Source organism: Methylobacterium radiodurans, from assembly GCF_003173735.1.
Taxonomy (GTDB): domain Bacteria; phylum Pseudomonadota; class Alphaproteobacteria; order Rhizobiales; family Beijerinckiaceae; genus Methylobacterium; species Methylobacterium radiodurans.
Window position 1 is genome coordinate 312,392 of sequence record NZ_CP029551.1, and the last position, 13,181, is coordinate 325,572.

9 protein-coding genes are annotated in these 13,181 nt (G+C 70.2%); 3 read left to right on the forward strand and 6 right to left on the reverse strand.

The window, feature by feature from the left end:
- Positions 1–6 precede the first annotated feature (6 nt).
- From DK427_RS01365 to DK427_RS01375, 3 genes are all read right to left on the reverse strand, one after another.
- On the reverse strand, positions 7–1,512 hold the full coding sequence (locus DK427_RS01365) for a tripartite tricarboxylate transporter permease (protein ID WP_109949695.1): 1,506 nt from the start codon (positions 1,510–1,512) through the stop codon (positions 7–9).
- Positions 1,513–1,525: 13 nt separating this feature from the next.
- Positions 1,526–2,188 carry a tripartite tricarboxylate transporter TctB family protein gene (locus tag DK427_RS01370; protein WP_109949696.1) on the reverse strand — a complete coding sequence of 221 codons (663 nt, stop codon included), beginning with the start codon at positions 2,186–2,188 and terminating at the stop codon, positions 1,526–1,528.
- 119 nt (positions 2,189–2,307) lie between these two features.
- Positions 2,308–3,294: a Bug family tripartite tricarboxylate transporter substrate binding protein gene (locus tag DK427_RS01375; protein WP_109949697.1), complete on the reverse strand. Its 987-nt coding sequence runs from the start codon at positions 3,292–3,294 to the stop codon at positions 2,308–2,310.
- 259 nt (positions 3,295–3,553) lie between these two features.
- On the opposite strand from DK427_RS01375, the gene DK427_RS01380 reads away from it, so the two are divergent.
- A complete protein-coding gene (locus tag DK427_RS01380) occupies positions 3,554–5,725 on the forward strand; it encodes a malate synthase G (RefSeq protein ID WP_109949698.1) in 2,172 nt (723 codons plus the stop codon).
- Between the two features lie 153 nt (positions 5,726–5,878).
- On the opposite strand, the gene DK427_RS01385 is transcribed toward DK427_RS01380, so the two are convergent.
- The gene (locus tag DK427_RS01385; protein WP_109949699.1) at positions 5,879–7,189 is read right to left on the reverse strand and encodes a sensor domain-containing phosphodiesterase; all 1,311 of its coding nucleotides are present in this window, start codon (positions 7,187–7,189) and stop codon (positions 5,879–5,881) included.
- A 517-nt stretch (positions 7,190–7,706) separates the two neighbouring features.
- Between DK427_RS01385 and DK427_RS01390 the strand changes: the two genes are divergently transcribed.
- Positions 7,707–8,654, forward strand: a complete 948-nt coding sequence (locus DK427_RS01390; RefSeq protein ID WP_109949700.1) for a class I SAM-dependent methyltransferase — start codon at positions 7,707–7,709, stop codon at positions 8,652–8,654.
- 23 nt (positions 8,655–8,677) lie between these two features.
- Here the strand turns inward: DK427_RS01390 and DK427_RS01395 are convergent, their stop codons facing one another.
- The gene (locus tag DK427_RS01395) at positions 8,678–10,675 is read right to left on the reverse strand and encodes a putative bifunctional diguanylate cyclase/phosphodiesterase (protein ID WP_109949701.1); all 1,998 of its coding nucleotides are present in this window, start codon (positions 10,673–10,675) and stop codon (positions 8,678–8,680) included.
- A gap of 143 nt (positions 10,676–10,818) precedes the next feature.
- Positions 10,819–11,127 carry a DUF6894 family protein gene (locus tag DK427_RS01400; RefSeq protein WP_109949702.1) on the reverse strand — a complete coding sequence of 103 codons (309 nt, stop codon included), beginning with the start codon at positions 11,125–11,127 and terminating at the stop codon, positions 10,819–10,821.
- A gap of 431 nt (positions 11,128–11,558) precedes the next feature.
- Here DK427_RS01400 and DK427_RS01405 point away from each other — a divergent pair, with 431 nt between their 5' ends.
- On the forward strand, positions 11,559–13,181 hold the full coding sequence (locus DK427_RS01405; protein ID WP_425452522.1) for an ABC transporter substrate-binding protein: 1,623 nt from the start codon (positions 11,559–11,561) through the stop codon (positions 13,179–13,181).

Genomic DNA, 13,181 nt, shown 5'->3' on the forward strand with positions numbered 1-13,181 from the left:
GTGGCCTCAGGCTTCTGTGAACACCTCGTCGCGGCTCTTGCGCATCGAGGGCAGCAGGGCGGCGGCGATGATCGCGAAGGCGATCACGAACAGCACAGCGCTGACCGGACGCTCCAGGAAGATCATCATGTCGCCGCGCGAGAGCGTCAGCGAGCGCCGCAGGTACTCTTCCATCAGCTTGCCGAGCACGAAGCCGAGGAGCAGGGGAGCGGGCTCGAAGCCGAACTTGATCAACAGGTAGCCCATCAGCCCGAACACGCCGATCAGCATCACGTCGGTGGGCTGCGAGCCGATCGAGTAGATGCCGACCGAGCAGAACATCAAGATCGCCGGGAACATCAGCCGGTAGGGCACCTTCAGCAGGCGCACCCAGAGGCCGACGAGCGGCAGGTTGATGATGAGGAGCATCAGGTTGCCGATCCACATCGAGGCGATCATGCCCCAGAACAGGTTCGGGTTCTTGGTCATCACACCAGGCCCCGGCACGATGCCGTGGATGGTCATCGCGCCCACCATAAGCGCCATCACGGCGTTCGGCGGGATGCCGAGCGTCAGCAGCGGGATGAAGGCGGTCTGCGCGCCCGCGTTGTTGGCGCTCTCCGGGCCCGCCACGCCCTCGATGGCGCCGCGGCCGAAGCGCGAGGGATCGCGCGCGATCTTCTTCTCGATCGTGTAGGAGGCGAAGGGCCCGAGCACGGCTCCGTTGCCCGGCAGGATGCCGAGGATCGCGCCGATAGCCGTGCCGCGTAGGGTAGAGGGCGTCGCCTGCTTCAGCTCCGCCAGCCCGGGCAGGAGGCGCCCGATCTGGGCCCGCACCACGTCGCGAGTCTCGCTCTGGTCGAGGTTGCGCAGGATCTCGGCGATGCCGAACAGGCCCATCGCGAGCACCGAGAAGTCCACGCCGTCCGTCAGGAAGGCGAAGCCGAAGGTCATGCGCTCCTGGCCCGTCTCGAGATCGGTGCCGACCGTCGAGAGCAGGATGCCGACGAGGATCATCGCCACGGCCTTGAGCACCGAGCCGTGCGCCAGCACGACCGCGAAGGCCAGACCCATAACCATCAGGGCGAAGTACTCGGCCGGCCCGAAGATCAGCGCGAGCTTGGTCAGCGGCGCGCCGAGTGCGGCGATGAGGATGGTCGCCACCGTACCGGCGAAGAACGAGGCGATGGCCGCGGTGCCGAGCGCGATGCCGCCCCGTCCCTGGCGGGCCATCTGATGGCCGTCGAGCGTGGTGACGACGGAGGTCGCCTCGCCCGGGATGTTGACCAGGATCGCGGTGGTGGAGCCGCCGTACTGCGCGCCGTAATAGATGCCGGCGAGCATGATGAGCGCGCCCACTGGGTCGAGCCCGAAGGTGATCGGCAGGAGCATCGCGATGGTGGCGATCGGCCCGACGCCCGGGAGGACGCCGATCAGCGTGCCGACGAGGCAGCCGAGGAAGCAGAGCGCGACGTTCTGGAGGCTGAGCGCGACGGCGAAGCCGAGGCCCAGATTGGACAGGAGGTCCGTCATGGCTGGGGCTCGCTCAGGTCGTCAGGGAGTGCTGTGCGACGTCGATCGGCTCCCGCTTGGCCGAGCGTCGGTTCAGGAGGAGCAGGACGAGGCCCACGAGCGCCAGGAAGCCAGCCGCGATCCGCAGCAGCGTGCGCGACGGGAGCGTGCCGGCGAGCGCCTGGATCAGGGCGGTCGGCAGCATCGGGATCGGCAGGTTGAGGAGGTCGCCGAAGAGCAGCATGCAGCCGGCGGTCAGAAGCAGCCCGAGGATGAGGAGTTCGGTGAAGCGAGCCTCGTGGCTGGCGTAGCCCGCGACGAGCACGGCGAGCGGGCCGGCTACGGCGAGGCCGAGGCCCGGCGTCGTGACGCTGCCGAAGGCGAACGGCCGGATCGTCACCGCGAAGATCAGGATCGCCAGGATGATGACCACCGGTCCGCGCAGCGGCATGGATTGGAGCGGCGCGCCGTCCTGCAGGAAGCCCGCCGCGCAGAGCGCTGCCCCGCAGGCCATGACCCCGATGGCCAGCCAGTAGGGCATCAGACCGGGACCGATCGCGCCGAGCGTGCCGCGCGACAGGTCGCTGCCCGCCCAGATCGCGAACAGCCCGAGGCCGATCAGGCCAAGTCCGGCCACGAAGCTCTGGGGTCCGCGCACCAGCCCGCGCCCTCCCGAGCCACCCACTGGGTCACTCATGCATCTCTCCCGGAATCCAGTCCTCGCCTTGACCGGCGCTTCTTGTTGTTGGTTGATCGTGTCGGTTGCTCGTCCGTCCGCGGCGCATCCGATGACGGCGCCGCGGACAGGGTCATGGATCAGTCGGCCTGAATGCCGGCCTCGCGCACGACCGGGGTCCACTTCGCGGTCTCGGTCTTCACGTGCTGGCCCAGTTCCTCGGGGGTGGAGAGCTGGACCTTGGCGCTGAAGGTCTTCAGGCGCTCGACCAGGGCCGGATCGGCGAGCGCCTTGCGGGCGGCCGCGTTGAGGGCGTCCACGATCGGCTTCGGCGTGCCGGGCGGCGCGAACAGAGCATTCCAGGTGTAGGTCTCGTAGTTCGGCAGACCCGCCTCGGCCATGGTCGGGACGTCGGGGAAGGAGGGCGCCCGCTCCTTCGTCGTCACCGCGAGCGCGCGGAGGGTGCCGGAGCGGATGAATTCCGAGGCCGAGGGCAGGTTGTCGAACTGGATCGGCACCTGACCGGCCACGACGTCGTTGAGGGCCGGGCCCGAGCCTCGGTAGGGGATGTGCTGCATCTGCACGCCCGCCATGCTCTTGAACAGCTCGCCCGAGAGGTGCAGCGGCGTGCCGATGCCCGAGGAGGCGTAGTTGTACTTCTTGGGGTCGGCCTTCAGCAGGGCGATCAGCTCCTGCACGTTCTTGGCCGGCAGGTTCGGGTTGACGATCAGCACGTTCGGTACGACCGCGAGCAGCGCCACGGGGGCGAAGTCGGTGACCGGGTCGTAGGGCTTGCGCTTGAGGATGAGCGGGTTCAGCGCGTGCGTCGCGACCGTGCCCATCAGGATGGTGTAGCCGTCCGGCTCCGCCTTGGCGACGCGCGCGGCCCCGACATTGCCGCCCGCGCCGACCACGTTCTCGACGACGACCTGCTGGCCCAGCACCTCCGACAGCTTCTGCGCGACGAGGCGCCCGACCACGTCGGTCGAGCCGCCTGCCGCGAAGGGCACGATCAGGGTGATCGGCCGGGTCGGATAGGCGCCCTGCGCCCGCGCGGAGAAGGGAAGCGCGGCGGCGGCAAGTCCCCCGGCCAGGATCACGCGGCGCGAGGGTTGCAGGTGGGGCATTCGAGACCTCCCGAAATCGTTGGTGGCGAAGCTGGTATCGAAGCGGTAGAATCTCGGCAAGCGGCGCGACCGTCCTTGCATGTGGGCGGCGATTTACGGCCGAGGAATCTTGTCACGCTCCGCCCTGGTCGGTGGCGTGAGGTATTCCGTATTCTGTCGCTCCTTCGCGAGAGCAGCGCCTACCTCGCCGCCGACTCGCCTGCTATCCACGGCTCCCGTTGCGGACATGGTCTCGGACGAGGCCGCTGTGAGGACGGGTATGGATCGAGTGAATGTCGGCGGTCTCGCCGTGGCGCGGGTTCTCCACGATTTCGTGGTGGCGGAGGCGCTGCCCGGGACCGGGATCTCGCCCGAGGTGTTCTGGGGCGGCCTCGGCGCCATCGTGCGCGACCTGACGCCGAAGAACCGCGCCCTGCTGGCCCGGCGCGACGCGCTCCAGGCGCGCATCGACGACTGGCATCGCGCGCGCGTCGGACAGCCCGCGGATCCCGCCGCCTACGAGGCCTTCCTGCGCGAGATCGGCTACCTGCTGCCCGATCCCGGCCCGGTGCAGGTCGATACCCGCAACGTCGATGCCGAGATCGCAGAGATTGCCGGGCCGCAGCTCGTCGTGCCGGTCTCGAACGCCCGCTACGCGCTCAACGCCGCCAACGCCCGCTGGGGCTCGCTCTACGACGCGCTCTACGGCACGGATGCGGTCTCCGAGGAGGGCGGCGCCGTCCGGAGCGGCGGCTACAATCGCACCCGCGGCGCGCGTGTCGTCACCCGCGCCCGCGCCTATCTCGACCGCCTCGTGCCGCTGGCCGGCGGCCGCCACGCCGACGTCGTCACCTACGCGGTGGAGAACGGGGCGCTCGTCGGCAACCTGAACACCGGCGAGACCGTGCCGCTGGCGCGCCCCGAGACCTTCGCGGGCTATCGCGGCCGGGCCAGCATGCCCTCGGCCCTGCTCCTGAGCCACAACAACCTGCACATCGAGGTCGTACTCGACCGCACCCACCGGATCGGTCGGTTCGACGCCTCGGGGGTCGCCGACATCCTGCTCGAATCCGCGATCTCCACGATCATGGATCTGGAGGACTCGGTCGCGACGGTGGATGCCGACGACAAGGTCGTGGTCTACCGCAACTGGCTCGGCCTGATGAAGGGCACGCTCGCGGCGGCCTTCCAGAAGGACGGCCGCACCCAGGAGCGCCGCCTCAACCCCGACCGGCACTACATCGCGCCCGGCGGCGGCGAGGTGGTTGTGCCCGGCCGCTCCCTGATGCTGGTGCGCAACGTCGGCCACCACATGGACACCGACGCGGTGCTGGACGCGGACGGCAACGAGATCCCCGAGGGCATGCTCGACGCGGCCGTCACCGCGATGATCGCGATCCACGACCTCAAGGGCGATTCCGGTTATCCCAACAGCCGCGCCGGCTCGGTCTACATCGTGAAGCCGAAGATGCACGGCCCCGAGGAGGTCGCCTTCGCGGTCGAGCTGTTCGGCCGGGTGGAGGCCATGCTGGGCCTGGAGCCCGACACGCTGAAGATGGGGATCATGGACGAGGAGCGCCGCACCACGGTGAACCTCGCCGCCTGCATCAAGGCGGCGGCGACCCGCGTGGTCTTCATCAACACCGGCTTCCTCGACCGCACCGGCGACGAGATCCACACGTCGATGGAGGCGGGACCCGTCATCCGCAAGAACGACATGAAGGCGACTGCCTGGATCAAAGGCTACGAGGAGAACAACGTCGATGTCGGCCTCGCCTGCGGCCTGCTCGGCCGGGCGCAGATCGGCAAGGGCATGTGGGCCGCGCCCGACGCCATGGCCGACATGCTGATGCAGAAGGGCGCGCACCCGAAGGCCGGCGCGTCGACCGCCTGGGTCCCCTCCCCCACCGCCGCGACGCTGCACGCGCTGCACTACCACGAGACCGACGTGCGGGCCCGCCAGCTCGAACTCGCGCGCCGGCCGCGCTCGGCGCTGGCCGAGATCCTGGAGATCCCACTCGCCCGCTCGAACTTCGCGCCCGACGACGTGCAGCAGGAGCTCGACAACAACGCGCAGGGCATCCTCGGCTACGTGGTGCGCTGGATCGACCAGGGGGTCGGCTGCTCCAAGGTGCCGGACATCCACGATGTCGGCCTGATGGAGGACCGGGCGACGCTCCGCATCTCGTCCCAGCACATCGCCAACTGGCTGCACCACGGCGTGGTGGACGAGGCGCAGGTGATGGAGACGCTGCGGCGAATGGCCAAGGTGGTCGACCGCCAGAACGCGGGCGACCCGCTCTACCGCCCGATGGCGCCGGATTTCGACGGGCCGGCCTTCCGCGCCGCCTGCGACCTCGTCCTCAAGGGCCGCGCGCAGCCCAACGGCTACACCGAGTGGATCCTCACCGCCCGCCGCCGCGAGGCGAAGGCCGCGGGTGCGCCGGCCTGAACCGAGGCGGGCGACGCCGCTACGGTTGCGGCGCCGCCCCGTCCCCACGGGCGCCGACGGAGCGCCCCCCGCGTGGCTAGCCAGCGTCGCGACCCGGTTGGCGGGAAACCGCGGCCACAGCGGCGCAGACCCCGGCATGCCGCGCGCTCCGAGTCAGGCTGCCGATCCGGCCCCGCCCAGCGCGGCCATCGTCAGAGGTAGGCGGCAGGCCTCGTCGAGCGGCTGGGGCCGCCCCAGGAGATAGCCCTGCGCGCGGGTGACGCCGATCTCCTTCAGCACCGCGTACTCGGCCCACGTCTCCACGCCCTCGGCCACGACCTCGGACCCGATGCGCCGGCCGTAGATCGTCAGCGCGTCGGCGAGAGCCCGGCGGGCGGAATCGCCGTCGATCCCCGCGATGAGGCTGCGGTCGAGCTTGATCAGCTCCGGCGAGAGGTCGAGCACGTGGCGGAAGGTGGCGTGGCCCGCCCCGACATCGTCGATGGCGAGCCGCAGGCCCCGAGCCCGCAGAGGAGCCAGGGCCGCACGCAAGGCCGCGTAGCAGGGCACCTCGACGTGCTCCGTCAACTCGACCACGACGCGATCCAGCGGCGCACCCTCCAGGACGTGCGGGAAGGCCGGGCTCAGCACGCTCGACGGCGAGAGGTTGAGGGTGAGCCTGACCGAGGGGTCGATCCGCTCGAACCCCCGCAGCGCCACCGCGACGGCCAGAAATTCCAGCTCCTCGAGCAGCCCGACCTCGGCAGCCTCGGCGAACCAGTGGTCCGGCCCGCGCTCCGGCCGCGCGCGGAAGCGCGACAGGGCCTCGAAGGCCGTGAGCCGCCCGTCGCTCGTGGCGTAGACAGGCTGGTAGACCACATCGATGGCCTGGTTCTCCACGATGTCGGCGATGCGGGCGCGCCGCGCCTCCATGTCGAGGATCGCGCGGCGGTCCTTCTGCAGGACGGCCGAGACGACGTCGGCGCAGAGACGCAGCACGTTGAGGTCGCGCCCGGTGAGCGTGCGGTCGGGCGTGAAGCTGAAGCAGCACAGGGTGCCGTAGGCGGTCCCGTCGGCGTGGCGGAGCGGCACGCTGAGATGGGCTCCCACCGGCAGTTCGTTCGTCACCGGAAGGCCTTGGGCGATGGGGTCCTCCCGGGCATCGTGCAGGAGGCCCGGCATCAACCCGCTCGCCACGTAATGGCAGAAGCTCTGCCGGAGTGGATCGGAGCCGCCGACCATGATGGGCCCGCGCGAGATCTCGCCGTCGGTGAAGCGAAAAACTCGCTCGTTCTCGATAAACTCGGAAATAAACCCAACATCCATCGAAAGATGTCGGCGAACTGAACGAAGGACAGCCTGAACCTGCTCACCGACTCCGTTCGGTCCGGCATCAAATATTGCACTGGCCGGCATCGCGCGCCTTGCGACCTGATACGAGATCGACAAATGGAATGCAGGAAGACCCCAAATCAGTCCCGGCATCCCAAACCATCTCGTCTGCGACAGAACGTATCCTCTGCAAGGAATCAACCCCCCGCCGGTCGGACGCGACCTCGCTCATCCTGAACCTGCGACAAATTGGCCTATGCGGATCGTCGATCCACCTGCCGGCCCACCTGGCGGCACAGCCGCCACGACCGCCGGGAGCCCGTCTCGCGCAGGCCGCGCATTGATGATGTGCACAACTATAGGTTTTGGTGGACAACACCTTTCCGAAACCGCCGCAACGCTACGCTTCGGATCAAAGCTCAGATTATCTCGCTCCGGGGGGCCAGGAACCAGCGTATCCGATCGCCTCGATGCAGCCGGATCGCCGCTTGGATGCGATGTAATGCGTAGCGAACAGGCAAGACTTCTGCGCTCCAGGCAAGCGCGTGCGGCCACATCCTCGCGGATATGGCCGAAACATTCCGGAACGATCGATGTCGGCCGGCACATTACGAAACCCGACCAAGCCGATACGTCTCCGCCGCCCCTGTCCGAGGCCCATCGACAACTCATGGTCCGTGTCGCGGAGCGGCTCGACGCGGTCGCGGCAGGCCTCGCGGAGCAGGAGGGGCCCGAGGCTCATGCGGCCCTGGCGGACCGGACGATCGAGGCCCTGCGGGCGCTGCGCGACGAGGCGGGGGCGGCGGACTGGACGGCCGCCGCCGTGCCCGCCGTGCGCGCCCACGCGGTCGGGGCACTGATGCAGGTCTGCCCGCTGACCCGCTACGCCTTCGCCCGCCCGCGCGGATATCCGGGCGATGCCGGCCTCCTCGACCTGATCTACCGGCATCCCGACGCGGACGGAGCGCTGGCGGAGGCGAGCGCGGCCGGCCGGGCCGCCTACGCGGTCACCTCCGGGACGGCGCCCTGCGCGGCTGTGCGTGAGCGCCGCCGGATCCTGGCCGGCGCGATTGATCGGGCCGCGGCGGAGCGGCCGGGCGCCGCGGTGCTGGCGGTCGCCTGCGGGCACCTGCGCGAGGCCGAGATCAGCGCAGGGTTGCGGGATGGCCGTGTCGGGCGCCTGCTCGCGACCGACCAGGATCGGGAGAGCCTCGCGCGGGTGGCGGACCGGGCCGACGCGCCGGCGGTCGCGACGCGCCGGCTCAGCGTGCGCGACTTCATCGCCGCGAAGGCCACGGCGGAGGCGGAGATCGGGCGCTTCGACCTCGTCTACGCGGCCGGCCTCTACGACTATCTCGACGACCGGATCGCGGCGCGGCTGACCCGCAAGCTGTTCGGGCTGCTGCGGCCGGGCGGGCGGCTCCTCGTCGGCAACTTCCTCACCGGGCTGCGTGAGGAAGCCTATATGGACGCGGTGATGGACTGGCAGCTCATCTATCGCACGCAGGCGCAGATCCGGGCCTTCGCGGCGGAGATCTCTGAAGTGGATCTCGCAGGCGCCAACTACTGGGCGGATTCGGCGGCCTGCGTCGGCTACCTGGAGTTGGAGCACGCCTGACCCGGAGACGACGGCGCGCCGCCTCAAGCCGAGCGCGAGCGGGCGGGCGCCACCTCCCGCCCGCGCAGGAAGCCCTTGAGCGCCGCGATCGGCATCGGCCGGCCGAGGCGGAAGCCCTGAAGCTTGTCGACCCGCCGGGCCGCCAGCATCGCGCGCTGCTCCTCGGTCTCGACGCCCTCCACCAGGGTGGCGGGGCCGGCGTTGCGCACGAGGCCGATGATGTCCTCCAGCATCCGCAGGCCCTGCGGTGCCGCGGCCGCCTCCAGAAAGGAGCGGTCGATCTTGACGAGGTCGAAGGGCAGGCTGCGCAGGCAGGAGAGTCCGGCGAAGCCCGTGCCGAAATCGTCGAGCCAGAGCTTCACGCCGAGCTCGCGCATCTCGGCGAGCCCCTGCATCACCGCGGCCTGCGTCTCGATCTCGTGGCCCTCGGTCACCTCCACGGCGAGGCGGCTCGCGGGGATGCCGGTCTCGGCGAGGATGCCGGCCACCGCGAGTGCGAAGCCCGGCACGCGGAACTGCGCCGCCGAGACGTTGACGCTGACCCGCGGCAGGCCGGCGCCGATCAGGGCCTCGCGGCAGGCGGTGCGGACCGCCCACTTGCCGAGCTCGACGATCGCGCCGGTCCGCTCGGCCACCGGGATGAAGACGGCGGGCGAGACCGGCTCGCCGCCAGGGGCGGTCAGCCGCATCAGCGCCTCGGCCGCCACCACGGCGCCGGTGCGCGCGTCGAGGATCGGCTGGTAGACGAGCGAGACCCTGTCCTGCGCCAGCGCGGTGCGGACGAGGTCGGCCACGCTCTCGTAGAGGCCGAGTTGCTCCGGATCGTCCCGGTCGAACACCCGCACGCAGTTCCGGTCGCTCGCCTTGGCGGCGTAGAGGGCGCGGTCGGCCTCCGTCACGAGGCGCTCGACCTTGTTGCCGCCGACATCCGCGCTGAAGGCGGCGCCGACGCTGACCGTGATGGTCTCGGACCGGTCCGGCCGCTGGCAGTGCGGGAGGGCCAGCGCCTCGATCGCGCAGCGGACCTCCTCGGCGATCCGGGTCATCTGCCGGCGGCTCTCGGAGCGGGCCAGCAGGATGAACTCCTCGCCCCCGAAGCGGCCGACGGTGCAGCCCCGCGCCGCGGCGACGCGCTGTAGCGCGGCGGCGACCTCGACGAGGCAGCGGTCGCCCTCCTGGTGGCCGTAATGGTCGTTGAAGAGTTTGAAGTAGTCGATGTCGATCAGGACGACGCCGAAGCCCTCGCCCCGCCCCTGCCACGCCTCCCAGTGGGTGCGCAGGGCATCGTCTATGGCCCGGCGGTTGGCCAGCCCCGTCATCGCGTCGGTGGTGGAGAGGCGCAGCAGCGCGGCGCCGCGCTGCACCACCTCCGCCTGCTGCTGCTCGGCCCTCACCGCGTTCAGGAAGACGCGATAGCGCTCCCGGTTGAGCTTCCAGTTGACGTAGAGCGTCAGCACGAAGGTCGAGAGATAGAGCGTGCCGACCGCCACCGCGTACTCGTAGCTGACCGAGAAGATGGTCGCGAGGGCGACGAGGAAGCTGCCCGCGATCACGCCGGAGGCGATCAGCGCCAACCGGAAGCCGAAATTGCAGAACAGGTTCGAGACCATCATGAAGATGATCCCGAAGGTCATGTAGTACGACGCGCTCACGTGATGGTGGCTGTAGCTGGAGAGCCAGAGCCACGCTCCGTAGCCGACGACCACGCCCGCCGCGCATTGCCGGTCGATCAAAGGCAGCGAGACCTTGCGCCGGATCTGGATCTCGATGCTGAGGATGAAGCCGAGGCCGATCGCGAGGCGCGCGGCCGCCGTGTAGGGCAGGACGTCGCCGATCAGCACCGCGTCGGTGACTGTGAACAGCATGTAGAGGATGCCGACGATCCAGACGGCGCCCCGCACGTCCTGGCGCTGCGTCGCGTCCTGGCGCGCGACGTAGAGCGCGCGCAGGGTGGCCGAACGCGGTTCGTGCCAGCTCTTCGTGAGCTCGCCGTCGATCTGGGCTGCGAGGCTTGGCTGCATACTGGGGTCCGTCTGCACGCCCTGATTGAAGAGGGCGCTGCTTTCGGAAGGGTGAAACCGATACCGAAAGTTGCAGACGACTCCGGACCTGCCCCCAGATGATGCGGCGGCGCGACGGAGATGCGGCGTGCCGCCGCAGGGCCTCAGTGCACGGCCTGCCGGCTCCGGGCGGCCCGGCCGCGCCCGGTTCCGCGGGGCCGTTTGCGGGCGGGCGGCGCGTCGGGCTCCAGCTCGGTGAACGGGACGGTGAAAAGCGGCCGGTGCTCGGCGTCCTGCACGCTGAAGCGGTAACGGGTGAGCTGCGGGTTGCGGGCGCAGTCCGCGTGCGAGGTGAAGCCGGCGCCGTGGCGGGCGGCGTCGAGGGCCGCCGCGTCGTCGGCGCAGTCGAGGCCCTGGTAATCGAGGCAGACGAGGCCGGATCCGGACCGGACGTCGAAGAAGTACCGTGGCATGGCGCTCTCCCTCCTGGCCCCCGGGGCGGTCCGGATTCTGCTGCCGGCTCTCGCGGACCGACACTGTGCCCGGATCCCGGACGTCTGTCACGCCGCAGCGCGGCGGGCCCCCGGGCGAGCGACACCCCGCGGTTCGCCGAGGTGGAGACCAAGCAACGCCGCAGATCTTTGTCGGCTCTCGCCCGTCCCGCCGCTGCGGCCGCCCGTTCTCGTCAGCCTTGCCGGCCGGCGCCGCGGCGCGAATGCACGTGCGCCCACGCGCTGATCTGCGGCTCTGCCTGCGCCCCCGGCCCGGCGAGCCGCGAGAGCTGGGCCGTAATGGCCTGTTTCTTGCTCCCGTTTTCTGTTGATGCGCGACGGGCTTGCCCCGGCCGCTCCCGGCCGCCGGCCCGTCCCGTACAGTCCCCGAACGAGAGATCCCGATGCACCGCATGCCGCTGACACGCCGATCGGTCCTGGCCGGGGGCGCCGCCCTCGCCGCCCTGGGGCCGACCGGCCGGGCCCTGGCGCAGAATGGTCCCTCCGGCGGGCCCTCGGGCAGCCTGACCTACGGCATCTCGATGACCGACCTGCCGCTCACCACCGGCCAGCCGGACCGGGGCGCGGGCGGCTACCAGTTCACGGGGCTCACCCTCTACGACCCGCTGGTCGCCTGGGAACTCGACGTCGCCGACCGGCCGGGCAAGATGGTGCCGGGGCTGGCGACGTCCTGGGAGAGCGATCCGGCCGATCGCAAGAACTGGATCTTCCGCCTGCGCGACGGGGTCGTCTTCCACGACGGCTCGGCCTTCGACGCCGACGCGGTGATCTGGAACTTCGACAAGGTGCTCAACAAGGAGGCACCGCATTTCGACCAGCGCCAGGCCGCCCAGGTGCGCCCCCGCCTGCCGGGCGTGGCGAGCTACCGCAAGCTCGACCCGATGACCGTGCAGGTGACGACGAAGAGCGTCGACAGCCTGTTCCCCTACCAGATGCTCTGGTTCCTGATCTCCTCGCCCGCGCAGTACGAGCGGGTCGGGCGCGACTGGGCCAAGTTCGCCTTCCAGCCCTCCGGCACCGGTCCCTACAAGCTGGCAAACCTCACGCCCCGGGTCCGGGCCGAGTTCGTGCCGAACGAGCGCTACTGGAATCCGAAGCGCGCGCCGAAGCTCGCCAAGCTCACGCTCGCCTGCGTGCCGGAGGATCTCGCCCGGGTGAACGCGCTGCTCTCCGGCAACGTCGACCTGATCGAGCTGCCGGCACCCGACGCGGTGCCGCGCCTCAAGGCCGCCGGCATGCGGGTGGTGGGCAACGACACGCCCCATGTCTGGAACTACCACCTCTCGATGGTCGAGGGCTCGCCCTGGCGGGACCTGCGCCTGCGGCGCGCCGCCAACCTCGCGGTGGACCGCGAGGGCGTGGTGCAGCTGATGGGCGGCCTCGCCACCCCGGCGGTCGGCCAGGTGCAGCCGTCGAGCCCGTGGTTCGGGAACCCGGGCTTCAAGATCCGGACCGACATGGACGAGGCCCGCAAGCTCGTGAAGGAGGCCGGCTACTCGGTCTCGAACCCGCTCAAGACCACCCTCGTGATCCCGACCGGCGGCACCGGCCAGATGCTGAGCCTGCCCATCAACGAGTTCATCCAGCAGAGCTGGGCGGAGGTCGGCATCCAGGTGGCGTTCCGCACCGTCGAGCTGGAGGTGGCCTATACGGGCTGGCGCCAGGGCGCGGCCGACCCGAGCCTCAAGGACGTCAGCGCGAGCAACATCGCCTACGTCACCTCCGACCCGTTCTACGCGATGCTGCGCTTCTACGATTCCCGCCAGATCGCGCCGAACGGGGTGAACTGGAGCCACTACCGCAACGCCGAGGTTGATGCGCTCTGCGATCAGGTCCGCAACAGCCTCGACACCGCCGAGCAGGACCGGCTGCTCGCCCGGATGCACGAGCGCGTGGTGGACGACGCGGTGCAGGTCTGGGTGGTGCACGACACCAACCCGCACGCCCTCTCGCCGCGGGTGAAGGGCTACACCCAGGCCCAGCACTGGTTCCAGGACCTCACGACGCTGGCCTGA

Excerpts from the sequence above, each read along its gene's own strand:
- DK427_RS01365 (WP_109949695.1), bottom strand. The coding sequence starts at position 1,512 with ATGACGGACCTCCTGTCCAATCTGGGCCTCGGCTTCGCCGTCGCGCTC.
- DK427_RS01380 (WP_109949698.1), top strand. The coding sequence starts at position 3,554 with ATGGATCGAGTGAATGTCGGCGGTCTCGCCGTGGCGCGGGTTCTCCAC.
- DK427_RS01395 (WP_109949701.1), bottom strand. The coding sequence starts at position 10,675 with ATGCAGCCAAGCCTCGCAGCCCAGATCGACGGCGAGCTCACGAAGAGC.
- DK427_RS01405 (WP_425452522.1), top strand. The coding sequence starts at position 11,559 with ATGCCGCTGACACGCCGATCGGTCCTGGCCGGGGGCGCCGCCCTCGCC.
- DK427_RS01375 (WP_109949697.1), bottom strand. The coding sequence starts at position 3,294 with ATGCCCCACCTGCAACCCTCGCGCCGCGTGATCCTGGCCGGGGGACTT.
- DK427_RS01390 (WP_109949700.1), top strand. The coding sequence starts at position 7,707 with ATGGTCCGTGTCGCGGAGCGGCTCGACGCGGTCGCGGCAGGCCTCGCG.
- DK427_RS01400 (WP_109949702.1), bottom strand. The coding sequence starts at position 11,127 with ATGCCACGGTACTTCTTCGACGTCCGGTCCGGATCCGGCCTCGTCTGC.
- DK427_RS01370 (WP_109949696.1), bottom strand. The coding sequence starts at position 2,188 with ATGAGTGACCCAGTGGGTGGCTCGGGAGGGCGCGGGCTGGTGCGCGGA.
- DK427_RS01385 (WP_109949699.1), bottom strand. The coding sequence starts at position 7,189 with ATGCCGGGACTGATTTGGGGTCTTCCTGCATTCCATTTGTCGATCTCG.